We start from the raw sequence: 19145 nt of genomic DNA, 5'->3' as shown, positions 1-19145 counted from the left end.
TCCTTTATTTTGCAAAATGACTCCGCATCATACGTTCTGCCACTTGTTTACGAACTTCTTGATAACCTGTACTTGCTCCTTGAACGCCTGGTAATAATGCTTCGATATCTGGTAATTGTAACTCTTTATTTTCGACAAATGGAATTAATTTTTTGGCAGTGGCACCTTCTAGTTGTTTGTTCCATTGTTTGTTGGATTTATTCAAATATGCTTCTACTTCTGCCAGACCTTCTCCGGGTTGATGCAGTGTTCCAGCGGTAGCCGCTTCAGCCAGTAAACTGCCTAGATTAGGTTCATCGGAAAAAGATTGTCCCGCCATTGTCCCGTCTTCTATAGCAAATTCACTTTGGGCTTGAGCCGATACTTGCTGTCCCCAGATATGGAAAATATCTTTGGATAATGCTTGTGGACTCCACCCTGCCAATTCCCATGCAAGCAACGGATTAGCCGATAATCGTTCACCAGAGTAATCGATCAGAGCTTGCACTTGAAAGTTTTGTTGTTCTGATGAACTCTCCACTTGATGCACAGGTAGATCGATAGTAGAAAACGATTGGTCTTTGAAATAAGGCGTATACAGCAGTAAATCTTCTCCAGCTCCAGACCATTCATGTACATCTTGAAGCACATGTTTGGGCATAAGCTCAATCTCTTTGGCTGTTGTTGAAGAAGGAGACTCCATATTTAGCAATAGATACATGCTCCATGCTGAAGCACTTAACGATTGAAGCATTTTTTGCTTTTCTTCTTCAGCAGGAAGATCGATATGCAGTATCACTTTCGACTCTGCTGTAGGTTTGGCTGTAGCTGGATACACATCAGCCTGAATCTGCCCTGTATCAACTTGCCAGTTGCTTACGGTCCACTCGATAGTACTCATTCGTCAGCTCCCCATTCCGCGGATTGAAGAGATACCAGTTGCTTCAATTCTTCGTCTGACATTTCGGTTAGCCATTGTTCGCCTGTACCGATTACTTGCTCTGCCAGTGTTTTTTTACTTTCTATCAATTCATCAATACGCTCTTCTAGTGTACCCTGACAGATCAACTTATGCACCTGTACATTACGACGCTGTCCGATACGGAATACACGATCTGTCGCTTGATTCTCTACAGCAGGATTCCACCAACGATCATAATGAATAACATGATTCGCTCGTGTTAGATTTAGCCCGACTCCACCTGCTTTGAGAGATAGTACAAATAACGGTGGCCCTTGATCATTTTGAAAAGCATCGATCATTTCGTCACGCAATACTTTGCTGACTCCACCATGTAAAAAGAACGGTTCTTGTCCGTAATGCTTACTCAAGCGTGCAGTTAGTAATTCACCCATTTCAACATATTGGGTAAAGACCAGCGCAGATTCTCCGCTATCTCGAATCATATCGAGTAATTCGATCAATCGTGCCATTTTACCGGAACGTTCTTGCTTGGACGTATCTGGCTTACCATTGCTAGCTACCAGATGAGGATGATCGCAAATCTGCTTCAATTTGGTCAATGAAGACAAAACGATTCCTTTACGTGTAATGCCGCCACTGCTTCCCATCCGTCCTAACATTTCAGATACAACACTTTGATAAAGACCTGCTTGTTCAACTGTCATATAACAGTACGATTTCAATTCAATCTTATCCGGTAGATCACGGCGAATATCAGGATCACTTTTGAGACGACGCAACATAAATGGAGCAACTAATTTGCGCAATGTCTGTAAGCGGCTCTCCATCTCGACTCCAGACGCATTATACGTCTGACGGAAAGAAGAAGACGTACCCAGATAACCCGGATTCAAGAATTGGAATATCGACCATAACTCACTTAGACGATTTTCTACAGGTGTCCCTGTCATCGCTATTCGGTGAGGTGCATTGAGTTTCATTACACTTTGCGCTTGTTTGGTACGGTAATTTTTAATATATTGTGCTTCGTCTAATACGATCGAAGCCCAGTGAACTTCACGTAAATCTTCACCATCTCGTCCTGCTAGATGATACGTAGTTAGTACGATATCATGTGATCTAGCTTCCTGAAGAAATTCTTCGCCACGTGGACGACGACTGCCATGATGAATATACAGATTCATTTCAGGAGCAAATCGTTCTAATTCACGTTGCCAGTTCCCGAGTAGAGAAGTCGGGCATACGATTAAACGTGGACCTGCGTCAGGTTGATCGAGCATACAAGTAATCACCTGTACTGTTTTACCAAGTCCCATATCATCCGCCAGACAAGCACCGAATCCTAGATCACGCATAGCGGCAAGCCACTGGAATCCTCGTTCTTGATAAGGACGAAGTGTACCATGTAGACCTTCAGGCACTTCACGCACTGGAATATCACGCCAGGCATTGCCTTCCATCAGACCATTAAGTAATGATCCTGTCTCGATCTCAAAAATATGCAGACCATTCCATGAATTTTCATCTTCATCCGCATAGATATGCATCAATTCATTAAATGAAATCTCGCCTTCTTCATGACGACGGATAAAGCGTAACACCTGACGAATCTCGGTCAGATCGACTTCGATCCATCCACCATCGAAAGGAATCAAAGGCACACCGTTTTTAGCGATTTCTGCGAGTTCGGCGGCTGTTAATGTTTTGCCATCTAGCACAGCTTCCGGTTCAAAAGCTACCATCTGATTCATGCCCAGACGGGATGTTTCTTCAGGGCCACGACTGCTGTCTTGTGGTGTTTTGAGTTTTAATTTGACTCCGCTACGGCGCTTACCTTCTCTTGTCCAACGTGAAGGAATCTGTACAGCTACGCCGGATTTGCGCAATCGAGGCACATCTTCTTTGAGAAACGTATATACATCCGCCGCTTCCATATATCCACCTTCAGGGCTGGACACTTCTAGAAATGAAGCGACAATCGGTGAACGCTCTGCGGCTTGACCGAGCTGAATCAAAATATGCTGTTGCACATTTTCATACGTACGACCGCGCACGACTAGCTCTGCATCTCCATGTTTCCACAATACACCGACAGGTATCAAAATAGCTGCGTCAGATTCATCATCTGCCCAGAAAGACATACGCCATTCTTGAGTATTTGAATACATCGCTTGTTCCGCAGGAGTAGCATCTGCTGAGACTGGTGGTTCTAATCGCACAACCAGACGCAATTCTCCTTTGCGTTCTTCTACATTTTCCACTTCTGGAACAGGTACTGCTGCTCCATTATGTTCACGAATCTGTTGAGCCAGTTCAGCCATATCATCGGCGGTTCCTTGCACTGCTAGATCGCCTGTAGCATCGAACATCGAATTCCACCATAGATGAGCTTGAGGTGAAGTGCCCCGGCGGTATGCCGCCATATAAGCTCTAAATTTCCCGTAACCTGCATCCCGGAACATACGCCGAATCTCAGCATCCATCACTGCTACTAAAAATGAGTGAAGAACATCTGCGCGTGCTTGTGCAGGACGATCCGGTTCTGAAGCAGGAAATAATGACAATGCCGATAATCCTATCATCGGAATAGCATCTGCTAATTTGACAAACATTTCACGGTCTTCCCCTTGTAAAAGAGGTTTCCATGTTCCATGTAATGTAGCTTGAGCACTACGGCGACCTGTTCCTGCAATCACTGTACTATCCGGCAAAATTTTACCTTCACGCAACAGCTTTTGAGCAAATTGAACAGCTTTGTGCCAGTAGCGCATCTCTCCGCCTGGTGTAATGCCTTGACGTGCTAATAATGCTTCATCCCAATTGAGTAGCAAATCATACGCTTGCTCAGGGGACAGAGCTAATCCTTCGACCATTCGGCCTGGCAGACGTTTACTTCTACCTGCACGACGTGTAGGTGCTTCTTTCGCATTCGTATTTCCCGAAGGACCAAACTTCAATTCAGCCAGACGTAATCCAGACTGTGCAAAAGGTTTGCGACCAATAGGCATTTCCAGACGACGCATGACTTTCATCCAAGCATCGACCTTAGGTTCAGACATTTCACCGGAAAAACAAAAAAATACGTCTCCGATCCATATTCCATATAACGGTTGATCCATCTTTGTCTCCCGTCCATCTCAGTTACGTTTTCATAATAAGTGCTTATCTATACCAGCACGACTAAGTTTAATGAGAAAAATGATTTGAGCACCAAAATTCTGACAAACAGCAATAATCTTTGTCAGAGTAGGTATCTTATCTATTATAAGGGTGGATGTCCGAAAATTCCAGATTTCCAACTAAAAAGACTGAGATTCATTTTAAAAATCTTAAAATTGCAATCTAGAACATCAAATTATCCACTATACAATCAAGTTCATTCCAAAAAACCTTTACAGTAGTAAAGCTTCTGAAGCTAAAATAAATAAGTGTTCAGTGAATTGATGAATCACAATGAAGACAAACCAAAAACACACGAATTACGCTCCATAGCGTATCCGTGTGTTTCTCTTTTAGACCTGAACATATTATTTTTGGGTACATTTTATCGTTGTTATGTTACATGGTATTGCAGAACAGGCGCTTCCCGCTCACCGCCTACTATATCGACAAGTGCTTGAAACAAATTAGGCGGATACTCTGCAATCCGGTGACATAGATATAGATACCACTCCTGCCCATAGGTTAAATAAATACGTACAGGGTAACCTTGCTCGCGTAACTTCACGCACAGTTCTGGACGAATCCCATACAATAGCTCTAGCTCAACTGAAGCCGCTTCTTTGGAGTCATATTGCAATAATCGAGTGATTAGCGCTTCATCATGCGTAGCAATAGAAATATGACAGCCCCGCTGTACGGCTAACTCGAATAGCTCTTCATACCGCTGATCTAGCTCTGCTGAACGTGAGAGTGCAATCGTATCTGGCTCCTCGTATGCTCCTTTAACAATCCGTACACGCGTATCTTTAGCCAGCATATCTAATGCATCGCTTGATGTCCGATTCAGCTGTGCTTGTAACGTAATACCGATCAACGGATAGATTGCTACCGCTTGGCGATAGATCTCCAAGATCGACTCCGTTTTCGCCGACTCTTCCATGCTAATAAATAGCTCGATTGTATACCTCTGCGATAACTCCCCTAACTCCAGGAGATGACGAAGCGCTAGCTCACGATCTACAAGCAGACCAATATGTGACAGGTCAAACGAGACACGTCCACGCACTCTCTGCTGCCCCATCTCAAGGATTAATCCGATAAGCTCTTGCTGTGCCTGCTGGCAGGCTGCAACCGATAATGTATTTTCACCGATGTATTCTAGCGATATCGCATAACCATAGTCTATCAGCTGATTAGCCACCTCTAACGCTTGCGACCGCTCTTCTCCTGTCACATAACGTGCTGCTGCACGCTGTAGTAGGGCATAGCTAGACGGATTATGCTCTATATATCCTTTAATATCTGGACGACGTGCAATCGCCTTTAGCGCCGCGGATGCTTGTGTAGCAAGTCGCTGCTCACGCTCTCTCATTTGATCCATCATTCATCACTCCTCTTCCCTATACACTAGCGAAAAGGAAAAGAGAATTATTGTACAAAATTGCTATGTAGCTACTTTTCTATACAACCCTTATACTTTAAATTCACAAGTCAAACCATAACTAGCTTCATTACAATGCAACCGACCCTAAGTAACCGAAACTTTATATTTTCGCGGTGTAACTCCAACGACACGCGTAAACATCCGGGTAAAATGACTCTGATCATAAAATCCGGCTTCTGTTGCTACCTCTACAATAGGACGCTGGCGATGTAGCTCTGTTTTGGCATAATTAATACGCAGCAGATTTTGGTAGACGTGTGGTGGTACGTGCTGCCACTGTTTAAACAGTCGAATCAAGTGAAAACGGCTAATAGATGTGACCTGCTCCAACTCTTCTAACAGGATCGGACGATGGAAGTTCGCATGTAAATACTCCTGTACAATTCCAACATATTTGCGGTCAGCTGGTGAGGTCATGCTTTGGTGCTCCAGATCGCCATGCTCACTACGCGTAAGTTGCTGTAGCAATCCAATCAATGCCGTTTCAGTTTCAAGTGGTTCATTCCCATTCATTAGTGAGTTCATCGTCTGCTGCATCTGTATGGTACACTCTTGATTTTTCTGTGTAGACAACAAATAAGGAATATCAATCTGTGCCAATTCTTGCTGTTCCATGCCCTCTAGCCATTTCGGATCAATAAAAAGCATATCATAGCTCCATTTCAGTCCTTGCTTCGGATGACAAGCATGCAGCATATGCGGAGGAAAACTAATCATACGACCTGCTTCTACTTCCCACAGCTTACCATCACACCATGCCTCCGTATGCCCATGATGAATCAGACCGATTGAATATTCCTCATGAAAATGTCGATGATAGGTTAGTTCATCCGCATAGCAACGCTTACCTTCTACAAAGGGAAGCTGGTGATTACGATAAAAAGATACATCCGCCATGAACTCCTCTCCTCTCATCTGTTCATTTACTGCTAGTATAAAAAAAGGATAGACACAGGCAATTATGCCCTGCTAATCTTTACTTGGATATCAGCCTATGTTATTCTTCGTTGTTATTGTAGCTCGTTTAAATGTACTATATTACATCTTTATCTAACATAATGGTACATGAAAATAGAAAAATCTCCACTGTACACCTAATGTAACGTGTAGATTCATTATGTGATTAGATCAGTCATGCTTTATGCAAAACAAGATAAACATCCAATAAAATCAAACTTACAGTGGAACAATTGTGAATTCAAAGGTCATATTCGTTTTAGACGGAATTTGGTACTCATCATGGGTCGGAAGCACACTGGCTATCTACGTTATCAGCTATATCATGCTGATGATAAGCTGTCTATAAAATAGGAGTATAGAAAGAGAGGTTGTTATGCGAAAAAGACTTGAAGTGATTGCGACTACTCCAGAAGATGCGATGATTGCAGAGCAAGCAGGTGCAGATCGGATCGAACTGATCGCCGCTCAACAAGAAGGTGGACTCACACCCAGTCTCGGAATCATCGAATATATTACTGAAACGGTACATATTCCGGTTAATGTGATGGTGCGTCCTCATAGTCGTCATTTTCGATATGATCATGCGGAACTAAACAGTATGATACGAGATATTCGTCATATCTCCCGTACAGGTGCAGCAGCGATAGTAACCGGTGTTCTGACTGAGGATGGGCAGATTGATACAAACGCTTTAGAACGATTGCTGGAGGCAGCAGATGGTAAGCCTTTTACGTTCCATCGTGCGTTTGACGAATTGGATAATCTGGAGCGCGGTTTGGATATATTGTCACACTATCCTCAGATTACTCATATTTTAACGTCTGGTGGTCAACCTTCTGTGCTACAAGCTGTTGATCAGATGATTGTCCTGAATCGCTTAGCTATACAGTACCCGATACAATTGATTGCTGGAGCAGGATTAACTTTGCAGAGTCTGGCTGATTTTGTTACACATACTTCGATAAAAGAAGTTCATTTGGGTAGTGCTGTACGTATCCATAGCGATATCAATCTTGCTCTTGATCCTGCACGTGTTGCCCAAGCACAGCAATTATTACAAGCTAGCATTTAACATCGCAATCCGAGCCGCTCCTACCATGCCTGCATGATTACCTAGTTGTGCAGGCATCAATAATACCGGTCTACCACCTAATTCTTGAATACGCTGAAGCAATAATTCCCACCACGTTCCACGTGTAACAATGATGCCACCACCGATAATAATCGCTTGTGGATCAAAGATTTGATCCATATTAATAATCGTGTTTGCAAGATCATTAATCCAACCATCTAATACATAAAGTGCTTCTGTTGTGCCTTGCTTCGCTTCTCTCATCAACGTATACGCATTCCAGCCCGGTACATATTCATCTGCACGCCGATGTAGAGCTGTTCCTGATATATACTGTTCTACACATCCTTTTTTACCGCAATTACAAGGCAGACCGCCCGGATGCAGAATCATATGCCCTAATTCACCTGCGCCTCCATACTGACCGGAGATCACTTCACCATAATGAACAAGTGCACCGCCAACTCCTGTTCCTATCGTTAACATAATCGAAGATTGCACATGAGAAGCCGCACCAATCCAGTCTTCTCCTGCCGCCGCTGCATGAGCATCATTAACAATCCATGTCGGTAGTCCTGTTGAAGCTGTAACTAATTCAGCCAAGCGCATACCTTTCCAACCCGGCAAATTATCTGTCGCATCAATTACAATTCCGCTTTCTCGATCGATTCGACCGGCAGAGCCTATACCGATACCATGAATCGTAATAAAGCGTTGTTTAACACTATCATAAACAATACTTTTTAATTCATTAGCGATATACAGCACTCGTCCTAAAATAAATTCAGCCCCTTGTTCTGCTTGCGTAGGCAATTCCATACGTTCTATCATCTGCCCTTGCTCATTCACCAAGGCACCTTTGATGCCAGTACCTCCTATATCTATCCCTATCCAGCATGATTGCATGTGTTCATCTCCGTTTTTTTAGATTTCTATGTAGTTGTATACTATAAAATAAATGTCTTTTCAGGTCATTTTAGTCTGTTGGTTTTTCTTTATCTGGATATGCACTATTTTTCAATCCATTTTTAGAGTTATCATCATTATCGTCTTTTCAGCAAAAATAATGAGTAAAAATTAAGATATTGTCTATCTATCATAACATTAAAAAAGGTCACTTCCTTCACCAATCTCTGTGAAAGAAATGACCTTTTTTTAGACTTTTAGAACCAATTCATTTTGCTCTGTATCAGATACTTGAATCAAAATATCTCCACTATCTTCATCCATACTCCAACCTGATTTTCCTTCAGCAAGATCGTCTAGCGAAATACGATCTAATCCTACAATCTCTGTCGGTTGAAACTCCGGTTGACGCAGTGTAAAACGTAACTGATCACGAACAGCTACATACTGTCTATTTGCATAACGGATCGACAATCGCAATTCATCCTGTCCACCACATGCACGAATATCAAGTTTCGAATGATTACCATTTTCATAAGCAAATGTCTCTCCATCATCTTCATACAGGCTATACTCTGCTGTAAATGAAGCATCTGCAACAGCCCCATAGATATGGAAAGTAATGGATTCATCTGCCTGATCGCCTGTGTATTGACGTAGCGACCCTTCAACTACAATCGAACCTGCACGGATAAACATCGGCAATACATCCAGCGGAGCATCCACCAGAATATGTCTGCCACCTTCGTGACGCTCGCCTGTCCAATAATCATGCCATGTTCCTTCAGGTAAATACACTGCGCGACAATACGTATCCGGTCGATAAATCGGAGCAATCAACACGTCTGACCCAACTAAAAATTGATCGCAAAGATTAGTAACCTGCGGATCGCGTGGATATTCTAGAATCAATGGACGAATAATCGGCATTCCTGTCTGCGCGGCTTCATGGAACAGATTATATAAATGGGGTAACCAGCGGTAACGCAGTCCGATATATTCTCGTAAAATGCTTTCCGTCTGCTCGCCAAACGACCACGGTTCTTGACGTGCTGTACCAAGCGATGAGTGATTACGACAATACGGGAAAAAGGCTCCCATCTGTGTCCAACGTACAAGCAATTGATCTGAAGTATGATGCGCAAATCCACCGATATCCGGCCCGGCAAAAGGTAACCCTGACAATCCCATATTGAGTACCATTGGAATCGCCATCGCCATATGCTCCCAGAAACTGCGATTATCCCCTGTCCAGATTGCCGCATACCGCTGAATTCCTGAATAACCTGCACGTGTCAAAATAAAAGGACGACGACCATTCATATTGTTTTTCATACCTTCATACGTTGCTTTGGACATCAGTAATCCATACAAATTGTGCAATTCTTCGTGTGTCATCGGTTTACCATTATTTTTATGAATAACATCCAAGTCCATTGTTTTGAGTGTATTAAATACAGCAGGTTCATTCATATCGTTCCAGATGCCTTCAATACCAAGCGATGTATAGTAGTCGTGCAGTTGTCCCCACCACTCTGCTGTTCTGTTATCGGTGAAATCAGGAAAAGCACTGGTTCCTGGCCATACATCTCCGAAATAAATATCTCCTTCTAAGTAACGACAGAAATGATCTTCCTGCACCCCTTCACGATAGACCGGATATTTAGGATCTTTTTTCACTCCGGGATCGACAATCGGCACGATGCGGATACCCATTTCTTTTAGTTCCGCAATCATCTCTTTCGGATTCGGAAAACGAATTTTATCAAATGTAAATACACGATAGCCTTCCATATAGTGAATATCCAGATAGATCACATCACATGGAATTTGTTTTTCCCGAAAATCACGAGCTAACTGCATCACTTCACTTTGATTCATATAGCTATAACGAGATTGATGATATCCAAGCGCCCATTTAGGTGGCAACGAAATCCGTCCGGTCATCGATGTATAACGACGAACCACATCTTTCAATTCCGGTCCATAAATAAAATAAATATCATACTGCCCTGTAGAACATCCAATCGTATAGGCTACTCCATGTGAACGCATATCAAAGTCAGAACGTCCCGGATTGTCTAGAAATATGCCGTATGTCGTCTCCCCTTGCATATGCAATAGTAATGGAATCGATTCATATAGCGCTTCGATCTCTGGCATATGAGGAGCATAGACATCGGTATTCCACATCGTATAGCGCTCACCACGTTTATCCAAAAAGCTAGATTTCTCACCTAATCCGTAAAAATGAGAGCCTTCCTGCATATTGAACAAACCATTGATCGCACCCCGAGGACTCCAACTGACGGTTTCTTGACGCGCAATTTCGTTTCCATCTTTATCTAACACCGTTAGTGCAAACGTTTGCCTATTGAGCAAAACTTGAATAAGCGATGTTGTAAAAACCAGGTTTTCTTCATTTTCTTCGACTTCAGGTTGTGATGTTTCACTGCGAGGTAATACAGCTATTGTTGTTGATAGATCAGGATATTCTCCTTGAAATACTTTAAAGCGAAATTCTCCCTCAGACAAAAAAATCAGTGCGGCATGACTACGTTCTCCGTAACAAAGATAAGCTCCATTATGTTCTTGCCAGCGAATCATATGTCCAAATGAGTTCCATGTTTCCTGTACAACAGGTAATCCTGCCTTGTCCGGGTGTATCGCTTCGCTTGTATCTTCCATTCTACTGTTCCCCTCCGCTGTTGGATGTTGGTAGACATGTAGAGACCTTTGATGTAGATCAGGCTTGTATCTATTGCTCGCTTCGCCTGATCTACCCAAAGATATATTCATGTCAGACTATCTTAATTGCAAATTAACCCATTCTGCTTGCATTTGTTCCAGCATTTCATCTCTGGTCAATTCTCCAGCGATATAAGCTTGAATCGTACTGCCGTAATCTTTGGTTAATCCTGTTGCAAATCGTGGGAATACCCATTGGAGCGTTTTGCCTGCTTCATTGTATTTCACAATATCTGAACCGATAGGGCCTAGCTGTTTATCGGTCGTTGGAATACTTTTGAAAGCAGGTATAAATTTAAATTCGTCAGTGATATAGTGTTTTCCTGTATCTGAAGTCACTAACCAATTTAAAAATTCTTTTGCTTCTGCTTTGACCGGTGAATTTTTGTTCACGACCCAGTTGTTCGGCACGCTTACAAATAAGCGATCATTCTCTTGTTTGTCATTATTGATCGGAATCGGCATTAGACCAATATTCATATTTGGCTTAATTCCATCAATCTGTACTTGTGTCCAGTTCCCTTGTTGCATCATCGCTGCTTTGCCATTTGCAAACAATGTTACCTGTGTATTGTAATCAGTTGTTAAAGGATTACTATTTCCGTATTTTACCATAAGATCGACCAGATTCAACCAATCTGTAAATTTCTCATTTCCCGGTATTTGCGCTGTACCTGCATCCAATTGTTGCAAGAATTGTACCGGATCTTTCTGATGAGCAAATGGAATATTGGAATTATGATTACCCAGTACCCACCACTCTTGGAACGCATTCGAGAATGGAATATAACCAGCAGCTTTGAGTTTTTCGCAGACTGCTTGTAATTCTTCTAACGTAGTAGGTAACTCTTTAATGCCTACTTTATCAAAAATATCTTTGTTATAAATAAATCCATATCCTTCTAGACCAATCGGCTGACCATAGATGTGTCCATCACGACTAATCGATTCTTTCGCTCCATCGACCAGATCGCTTACCCACGACTGATCAGACAAATCTTCCATATATTCAAACCAGAGATTCATTTCTTCATATCCGCCATTGCTGAAAATATCAGGTTCATCACCTGAAGCGAATTTGGCTTTGAGCGAAGCCGCATAATCACTACCACCACCGACAGACTGAATATCTAACTTCACGCCCGGATGAGTTTTCTCGTATTCTACTTTTAATTTGGCAAGAGCGCCAGATATCTCTACTTTATATTGATAAATATGAATCGTCTTGGTTCCACTTGCATCTTCTGTATTCTGATTGCCACAACCGGATAATACGGTCGCTAATCCGAAGAGCAAAGTCAGTGGTAGTAAAAGTATTTTTTTCATACTTCAATCCTCCTGTTTTGCTTATTTCAATTCTGTCTCTATTTCATATTGGCTATTCATTTAGGCGCTATAGATATTAACCTTTAACAGATCCTGAAGTGATACCTTCGATAATATAGCGTTGCATAAACAGGAAGAAAATAATAATCGGTGTAATACCAAGCACTAGCGCAGGCAATGCCATATCCCATTGCTTCGTATATTGACCGAAAAAGCTGTATGTTGCGATCGGAATTGTACGTAATTCAGGGCTGGATAAGATAAGAGAAGGCAACAGATAATCGTTCCAGATCCATAATGTATTCAGAATAATAACCGTTACAAACATCGGTTGCATTAACGGACATACAATACGGAAAAAGACACCGTAACGAGACGAACCATCTACACGAGCCGCTTGTTCGATTTCAAGAGGAACCGTTTTGACAAATCCATGGAAAAGAAACACAGACAAAGGTGCACCAAATCCAAGATAACTTACAATCAATCCATACATACTATTATTAAGACGATATTTGCTCGCCATTTCCATTAAAGGCAACATAATCGATTGGAAAGGAATAACCATCGCAGCTACAAAAACAAAAAACAAGATGCGATTAAATAATGATGGATGACGTACCATCTGATAAGCAGCCATCGAACTGATTAATACTAATAATAGATTGCTGACAATCGTCACAATCAATGAATTTTTAAGCGCTGTAGGGAAATCGATAGCTGTCCATGCTTTGGCATAATTGCTCCACAAATACGCTTGAGGCAAGCCTGCTGAATTGGACAAAATATCGGCAAAAGATTTCACTGAATTGACCAGTAGAAAGTAAAAAGGAATCAAGAAGATTAAGCCGACAATCACAACAATAATTTCGAGAATTAGTGTACGAACACCGTATCGTTTTTGAATATCCATTATAGTTCAACCTCCCTGCTTTTCGTCAGACGTACCTGCACACTGGTAATCAATGCCACAATGACGAAGAAAATAACAGCTTTTGCTGTACCCAATCCTAGACGGTTATTGGTAAAGGCTTCATTGTAAATATCCAGTGCTACCGATTCAGTCGCTTTGAATGGTCCACCATTGGTTAACGCTAAGTTAAGATCGAACATTTTGAACGCCCATGAGATCGCTAAGAACAAGCAGATCGTAATCGCAGGCATAATTAATGGGAAAATAATATGACGCACTACTTGCCAGCGCGTAGCTCCATCAATCTCTGCCGATTCCAAAACATCTTTCGGTACATTGTTTAACGAAGATATGTAAATAACCATCAAATAACCTGCGGTTTGCCAGACAAAGACGATAACGATACCCCAGAATGAAGTCGCGCGATCACCTAACCAGGGAAGATTAAATAAAGATAACCCTGTAGCTTCACCGACAGCGGCAAACCCTTTGATAAAAATAAACTGCCAGATAAATCCAAGCAACAATCCACCGATCATATTTGGCATAAAGAAAATTGTACGCATCAGATTACGTGTAAATAGTGGCTTCGTTAAAATATACGCTAAAGCAAACCCTATAACATTGGTAATAATAATGCCTACTACTGTAAAGCGAACGGTAAACCAAAACGCATTACGAAAATCAGGATCTTTGGTAACGATATGTGTGTAATTGCTAAATCCAACCCAGTTGATTGTTTTTGAAATACCATTCCAATCTGTAAATGAATAATACAGACCCAAAATAAATGGAATAATCACAATTAGTGCAAAAAACAAAGTGGCGGGCCCTACAAAAATAATCTGTTGAATCCATTGTGACGCTTTTTTACCGACCATATTCAGTGTCCTCCTTCAAGTCCCTTTTATCAGATGAAACAATCAACATATTGTTATATACCCAAGCTTTGACAAATTGATGACTGTTTTAACAATATTCCTATTCACAAAATGATAACGCTATCATTTTTGCGCTTTTTCAATATGATATTTTAGCACCAACATGCTTCTACTATTACAGTGTTCGAAATAGTGATTGCTGTGTAACTACGCTTTGAAATGGGTATATAGTTAAAGCATTCTGTATACTGAATGTCAGCTTTACATATGATCTCAAAAAATAAGGAGGGACTCCTATTGTCCAAACTCAATACGTACAAATGGCTGAATGTAGTAGCTATTGCGGCAGTATTGGTGATGAATTATCTAGCAGCCACCCTACCACTATTCGGTAGAGGTACAGGGGAAATTTCGGATATGTTCGAAATTCTATTAACACCTGCTAGTTATGCATTTTCCATATGGTCTGTGATCTATCTATTGTTAGTAGGCTTTGTGATTTATCAATTCCGCAATTCTTCTGAAAGTAACGAAGGCATCGAAGCGGTTGGAATCTGGTTAATCATCAATTCATTATGTAATATTATCTGGTTGTTCTTCTGGCATTCGTTGTTAACAGAAATTGCGACAGTGATTATTGTTCTGTTATTATTAACCACGATTGTATTGTATGTACGCACAAGAAGAATTGTTCGTCCATCGGTCGCTCAGATTATTCTGGTCAAATTACCTTTCAGTATTTACATGGGTTGGGTATCGGTTGCTACGATTTTGAATATCGGGATCGTGTTACACAAAAATGATTGGTCTGGTTTTGGACTTTCACCGACTGTCTGGTCAGTCATTGGATTAATCGCTGGTGCATTGATTGCTCTTGTGATCGGATATCGCTATCGTGACAGTATTTATCCGCTTGTTTTTGTATGGGCGTACAGCGCGATTGCATTCAAACATCAAGACTCCCATGCCACATGGTTAACCGCTATTATTTTAGCAGTGGTGTTGTTCATTTATGCGATTATTATTTTCTTTGTTCGCAATCGTACACGAGATTAATAGAATTGTCATTTTATCTTTATATGCAGAGCCCTTTCTTTTATCGAAGAGAGGGCTCTTGTTGAATTATTCATTTTATATTAAGTTATATATTTTCTATTATCAAAAAAAAGACATTCTCATCCAACGAGAACGTCTTTTTTAGGTTACACTTAATTATTTTTTCAAAGCGATAACTTCGATCTCAACCAAAGCATCTTTCGGTAGACGAGCGACTTGCACAGCACTACGCGCAGGATACGGTTCTTTGAAAAATTGACCGTAGATTTCGTTCATGGCTGCGAAATCATTCATATCTTGTAGAAAGACTGTTGTTTTCACCACTTGATCCAGACTGCTTCCTGCTGCATCCAGAACAGCCGTTACATTTTCAAGAGCGACACGTGCTTGTTCTTGCACGCCTTCTGCTAACTCTCCACTTACAGGATCAAGTCCCAATTGACCGGATGCAAAAATAAACATCCCTGTATCAATCGCTTGTGAATAAGGGCCAAGTGCTCCAGGAGCACGATCGGTAGAAATCGGTTGCTTGCTCATGCGTAATAACCTCTTTTCCTAAAAGTAGTATATGTCTGACATCATTTTAAGCGTGCAGACTGACGTTTGGCAATCCTCACTACAAAGTTAATCTAGTCTAAAGCGCTACAGGTTAGCTCAGATCATCTTTGCAACAGATCAGGTTGTGTCCAAGTTAACCAGTATACTCGCTGGTTACAACTGATGCGGGCTCGGATTTTTTAATACTTTTCGTCCTATCGTTACCGCTAGAACTAACAATAAGACCCCGACAGCCGTCTGAAATCCAAATACTTGCACCCATCTAGGTAAAGGTTCGATCCACTCAAAGATTTTCCCTCCGACCAATGGCCCGATAAAAGAAGTGAGCCCTGTAATCGCCGAATAGACAGCGATAAACATCGGACGATCATTTTTGGGTGTATCGCCTATAATAAAATTGAACGATAGCTGATTAAATCCACCTACTCCGATACCAAGTAACATATGAATAATAAGCAGTGCTAACACGACCGGAATAATTGCATTTAGACTCCATGCGATACAAGAAGCCGCAATAAAAGGTAGCGTCCAATACAGCAATGTTTTGTTACTAAAGCGTGCATTCATATTGCCCCAGAAATAAAAGCTGATCATCATAAATATCGTCTGTACGACAGTCATCGTTGACGTAATCGAGTAACTGACATGCAATACTTCTAACATCACATACGAGTATAACGGCACTACCAAAGTCTGCAACAATAACCAGAAGGCTAGAAACCATGTTGCTTTCATAAATAAACGATCATAGAGTGGCTTACGTAACATCGGTACAAACTTCGTCTCTGCTGATCGCTCAAAAGGCGCATCTGGATAAAATAGAAAAATAACCACATTCATCACAACACAGATCCATACAATAATATACAAAATCAGAAAGCCTTGCCCGCCCGGATACTTATCAAGCAAAAAGCCTCCTACAAATAAAGTGATACTTCCTAACGCATTCAAGATCGTATTGCGAATCCCAAAATATCTACCCCGCAATCGCCCGGGAACAATATCCCCAATCAGAGAAGCCCATACGACACCGATCACGGCATTGGCTACGAACGCTGAAATATACAATACGATAAAAGCAGGAACCCAGAGTTCTTTGGTAAAAATAAATGGGACTAAGCCGGTAGCTCCCCATAATACGCGATGCAGAAATACAGATAAAATTAATACCCATTTCCGCTTATGTAAACGTTGGATCAAAAAAGCAACGATCACCTGTCCAACATTTACAAGTGTAGTCAATGCGATTACTAATCCGATTTGTCCTGCGGTTGCTCCAAGATACAATAAAAAACCTGTTAAAAAAGGGCCGCTTAATAATGTGGAAAAGATTGTAGCCGGAATCCCTTCGGTTGTAGCGATTCGTAAATGATTGCGATACATCGAATGTCTTCGTTTCTGCAAATTCAAACGGTTGAGTCCAAGAGCACGTCTTCGTTTGATAAGTATCCTCTCCTTTGTACATTACAAAAGATGACTTTGATTACATAAACTTTAGAATGAATTAGGTTTGTTTACCCTCTCTGACAATAACCAAACGTTAACCGCGCTCTTTTTTGGAACATGTATCCGTATTCATTGCAGTACTCATCTAGCATTACAACATTATTAATCTTTTCAAAAAAATCGTTGATGAGCATCATAACAATGCGGAATAGCTATAATGCTCATACATAGATCGTATACAGGATTATTCTACAGATGGAGGTTGTAGCAGTGGAAGATACAGTGAAAATATACTGCCTTCATGCTCTCGGCTCTCCATACCCAGATATCCGCCTAACATCGTGGCTAGATCGCGACTGATCGACAATCCTAGACCTGTACCTCCATAACGACGAGTAATCGAACTATCCGCTTGTTCAAAAGCTTCAAAAATCACTTGATGTTGAGAAGAAGCAATGCCTATCCCTGTATCCTGAACAGAGAATACGATCCATTCACTCTGATCTTCACTATTCCAATGTTTGTGTATACGCATAGTGACACTGCCTTTTTGAGTAAATTTAAAAGCATTGGTCAGCAGATTACGTAAAATCTGTTGGATTCGCTGAGCATCTGAAAAAATCGTTTCTGGAACATGAGAATCTTGTACAGTGGCAAATGTAATGCCTTTTTTCTGAGCAGTAATTTCAAAATGCATACGCAATACTTCTACTAATTCCCACAATCGTACTTCTTCATACGTAATTTCAAGTTTACCGGCTTCTACTTTGGATAGATCGAGCACATCATTGATCAATTCCAGCAAGTCTAAGCCGGATTGATAGATCATCTGGCTGTACAGAACCGTTTCTTCTTCTGTACGTTGATCTTCTTTGTCAGCCATCATCTGTGCCAGATTAATAATGCTATTGAGCGGTGTCCGTAATTCATGAGACATATTTGCCAAAAATTCAGATTTGTATTGAGATACTAACAACAATTGCTTTGCTCGTTCTTCTAACACAAATTGAGTCTGTTGCAGTTCCTCGGTCTGTTGATACAGCAATTCATTGGCATGTTCAAGTTGTAACATTCGTTGTCGTTCCGTATGAAAATCACGCAAAATAAAAACAAATACACCGCTCATTAAGATAGACATTGGTAAGGTAAACGGCATAATTTCGAATACATAGATACGTATCGGCACAACACCCAGTACAGCAATATCAAACGTATTGATTATATTGACGACAAGCACTGTTATAATCGCTTTGATATGAAGTTTGACTGTACTATTGCGCATCCAGATATTCAGAACCGCACAAACAGCTCCCAGAATAGATAGATTCAATACGCCTACAAATGCCGCCATATCGATGCCAAACGTTAAACGGGTTAATCCAATACCGACACCGACTAACATGATCACAATAGGTCTAGAATAGACAGCCGCCGCAACAATCAGAGGTAGAAAACGAAGATCAAAAATAACGTTTTCACTTAATCGAAAGCCAAAAAAGCAACTTGCCCAACCAGCAAAAATTAATAAAAAGATCGAACTCACATATTTGATACGTGCCGAAAAACGGATAAGTGCATATTTATAAATAATATTTGCCACATATGCAATGGTGACCATCATCCCCGCATTCATCAGGAAATTCTTTATGAACCCCATATGATCACTCCTGCTTTTAATGTAAAATAAAGTAAAACATATATCACATATTCCAATTTAAATTGTAGCATAGGTACTTCGTTTATTCCTCTTTTATAACCTTTCTCAATTC

At 41.1% G+C, this 19145-nt stretch carries 14 protein-coding genes; 2 read left to right on the top strand and 12 right to left on the bottom strand.

Features of this window, described 5'->3' with window-relative positions:
- Positions 1 to 4: 4 nt before the first annotated feature.
- The 4 genes from PQ456_RS02315 to PQ456_RS02300 all read right to left on the bottom strand — a co-directional run bounded on the left by PQ456_RS02315 (position 5) and on the right by PQ456_RS02300 (position 6407).
- A complete protein-coding gene (locus PQ456_RS02315) occupies positions 5 to 880 on the bottom strand; it encodes a hypothetical protein (RefSeq protein ID WP_273614680.1) in 876 nt (291 codons plus the stop codon).
- Complete coding sequence (locus tag PQ456_RS02310) at positions 877 to 4023, bottom strand: DEAD/DEAH box helicase (protein WP_273614679.1); 3147 nt, start codon at positions 4021 to 4023, stop codon at positions 877 to 879. The genes PQ456_RS02315 and PQ456_RS02310 overlap by 4 nt, the downstream gene beginning before the upstream one ends.
- Before the next feature lie 434 nt (positions 4024 to 4457).
- Entirely contained in the window at positions 4458 to 5447 is a 990-nt protein-coding gene (locus tag PQ456_RS02305) for a proline dehydrogenase family protein (protein ID WP_273614678.1), read from the bottom strand.
- Between the two features lie 147 nt (positions 5448 to 5594).
- The gene (locus PQ456_RS02300) at positions 5595 to 6407 is read right to left on the bottom strand and encodes an AraC family transcriptional regulator (RefSeq protein WP_273614677.1); all 813 of its coding nucleotides are present in this window, start codon (positions 6405 to 6407) and stop codon (positions 5595 to 5597) included.
- A 436-nt stretch (positions 6408 to 6843) separates the two neighbouring features.
- On the opposite strand from PQ456_RS02300, the gene PQ456_RS02295 reads away from it, so the two are divergent.
- Positions 6844 to 7542: a copper homeostasis protein CutC gene (locus tag PQ456_RS02295; protein WP_273614676.1), complete on the top strand. Its 699-nt coding sequence runs from the start codon at positions 6844 to 6846 to the stop codon at positions 7540 to 7542.
- Here the strand turns inward: PQ456_RS02295 and PQ456_RS02290 are convergent.
- The 5 genes from PQ456_RS02290 to PQ456_RS02270 all read right to left on the bottom strand — a co-directional run bounded on the left by PQ456_RS02290 (position 7525) and on the right by PQ456_RS02270 (position 14316).
- Positions 7525 to 8448, bottom strand: a complete 924-nt coding sequence (locus PQ456_RS02290) for an ROK family protein (RefSeq protein ID WP_273614675.1) — start codon at positions 8446 to 8448, stop codon at positions 7525 to 7527. The two genes, PQ456_RS02295 and PQ456_RS02290, sit on opposite strands and share 18 nt — an antisense overlap.
- A 249-nt stretch (positions 8449 to 8697) precedes the next feature.
- Positions 8698 to 11136, bottom strand: a complete 2439-nt coding sequence (locus tag PQ456_RS02285) for a glycoside hydrolase family 31 protein (protein WP_273614674.1) — start codon at positions 11134 to 11136, stop codon at positions 8698 to 8700.
- A 117-nt stretch (positions 11137 to 11253) separates the two neighbouring features.
- Positions 11254 to 12522, bottom strand: a complete 1269-nt coding sequence (locus PQ456_RS02280) for an ABC transporter substrate-binding protein (RefSeq protein WP_273614673.1) — start codon at positions 12520 to 12522, stop codon at positions 11254 to 11256.
- Positions 12523 to 12598: 76 nt separating this feature from the next.
- Positions 12599 to 13435 (bottom strand): carbohydrate ABC transporter permease, encoded by an 837-nt coding sequence (locus PQ456_RS02275; RefSeq protein WP_273614672.1) that lies wholly within the window; start codon positions 13433 to 13435, stop codon positions 12599 to 12601.
- Entirely contained in the window at positions 13435 to 14316 is an 882-nt protein-coding gene (locus PQ456_RS02270; protein WP_273614671.1) for a carbohydrate ABC transporter permease, read from the bottom strand. The genes PQ456_RS02275 and PQ456_RS02270 overlap by 1 nt, the downstream gene beginning before the upstream one ends.
- 297 nt (positions 14317 to 14613) lie before the next feature.
- Here PQ456_RS02270 and PQ456_RS02265 point away from each other — a divergent pair, with 297 nt between their 5' ends.
- Positions 14614 to 15372 (top strand): tryptophan-rich sensory protein, encoded by a 759-nt coding sequence (locus PQ456_RS02265; RefSeq protein ID WP_273614670.1) that lies wholly within the window; start codon positions 14614 to 14616, stop codon positions 15370 to 15372.
- A 156-nt stretch (positions 15373 to 15528) separates the two neighbouring features.
- Here the strand turns inward: PQ456_RS02265 and PQ456_RS02260 are convergent, their stop codons facing one another.
- From PQ456_RS02260 to PQ456_RS02250, 3 genes are all read right to left on the bottom strand, one after another.
- Positions 15529 to 15909: a RidA family protein gene (locus PQ456_RS02260; protein ID WP_273614669.1), complete on the bottom strand. Its 381-nt coding sequence runs from the start codon at positions 15907 to 15909 to the stop codon at positions 15529 to 15531.
- Between the two features lie 174 nt (positions 15910 to 16083).
- Positions 16084 to 17313: an MFS transporter gene (locus PQ456_RS02255; protein WP_273616220.1), complete on the bottom strand. Its 1230-nt coding sequence runs from the start codon at positions 17311 to 17313 to the stop codon at positions 16084 to 16086.
- 307 nt (positions 17314 to 17620) lie between these two features.
- Positions 17621 to 19033 carry a sensor histidine kinase gene (locus PQ456_RS02250; RefSeq protein ID WP_273614668.1) on the bottom strand — a complete coding sequence of 471 codons (1413 nt, stop codon included), beginning with the start codon at positions 19031 to 19033 and terminating at the stop codon, positions 17621 to 17623.
- Positions 19034 to 19145 lie beyond the last annotated feature (112 nt).

Origin of the sequence: Paenibacillus kyungheensis (assembly GCF_028606985.1) — a bacterium.
GTDB lineage: Bacteria > Bacillota > Bacilli > Paenibacillales > Paenibacillaceae > Saccharibacillus > Saccharibacillus kyungheensis.
The sequence above is the reverse complement of the archived record's forward strand: the minus strand, read 5'-3'. Positions and strand labels throughout refer to the sequence as shown.

Bases quoted from the DNA above. Each gene is read 5' to 3' on its own strand.
- PQ456_RS02315 (WP_273614680.1), bottom strand. From the start codon at position 880: ATGAGTACTATCGAGTGGACCGTAAGCAACTGGCAAGTTGATACAGGG.
- PQ456_RS02310 (WP_273614679.1), bottom strand. From the start codon at position 4,023: ATGGATCAACCGTTATATGGAATATGGATCGGAGACGTATTTTTTTGT.
- PQ456_RS02305 (WP_273614678.1), bottom strand. From the start codon at position 5,447: ATGGATCAAATGAGAGAGCGTGAGCAGCGACTTGCTACACAAGCATCC.
- PQ456_RS02300 (WP_273614677.1), bottom strand. From the start codon at position 6,407: ATGGCGGATGTATCTTTTTATCGTAATCACCAGCTTCCCTTTGTAGAA.
- PQ456_RS02295 (WP_273614676.1), top strand. From the start codon at position 6,844: ATGCGAAAAAGACTTGAAGTGATTGCGACTACTCCAGAAGATGCGATG.
- PQ456_RS02290 (WP_273614675.1), bottom strand. From the start codon at position 8,448: ATGCAATCATGCTGGATAGGGATAGATATAGGAGGTACTGGCATCAAA.
- PQ456_RS02285 (WP_273614674.1), bottom strand. From the start codon at position 11,136: ATGGAAGATACAAGCGAAGCGATACACCCGGACAAGGCAGGATTACCT.
- PQ456_RS02280 (WP_273614673.1), bottom strand. From the start codon at position 12,522: ATGAAAAAAATACTTTTACTACCACTGACTTTGCTCTTCGGATTAGCG.
- PQ456_RS02275 (WP_273614672.1), bottom strand. From the start codon at position 13,435: ATGGATATTCAAAAACGATACGGTGTTCGTACACTAATTCTCGAAATT.
- PQ456_RS02270 (WP_273614671.1), bottom strand. From the start codon at position 14,316: ATGGTCGGTAAAAAAGCGTCACAATGGATTCAACAGATTATTTTTGTA.
- PQ456_RS02260 (WP_273614669.1), bottom strand. From the start codon at position 15,909: ATGAGCAAGCAACCGATTTCTACCGATCGTGCTCCTGGAGCACTTGGC.
- PQ456_RS02255 (WP_273616220.1), bottom strand. From the start codon at position 17,313: ATGTATCGCAATCATTTACGAATCGCTACAACCGAAGGGATTCCGGCT.
- PQ456_RS02250 (WP_273614668.1), bottom strand. From the start codon at position 19,033: ATGGGGTTCATAAAGAATTTCCTGATGAATGCGGGGATGATGGTCACC.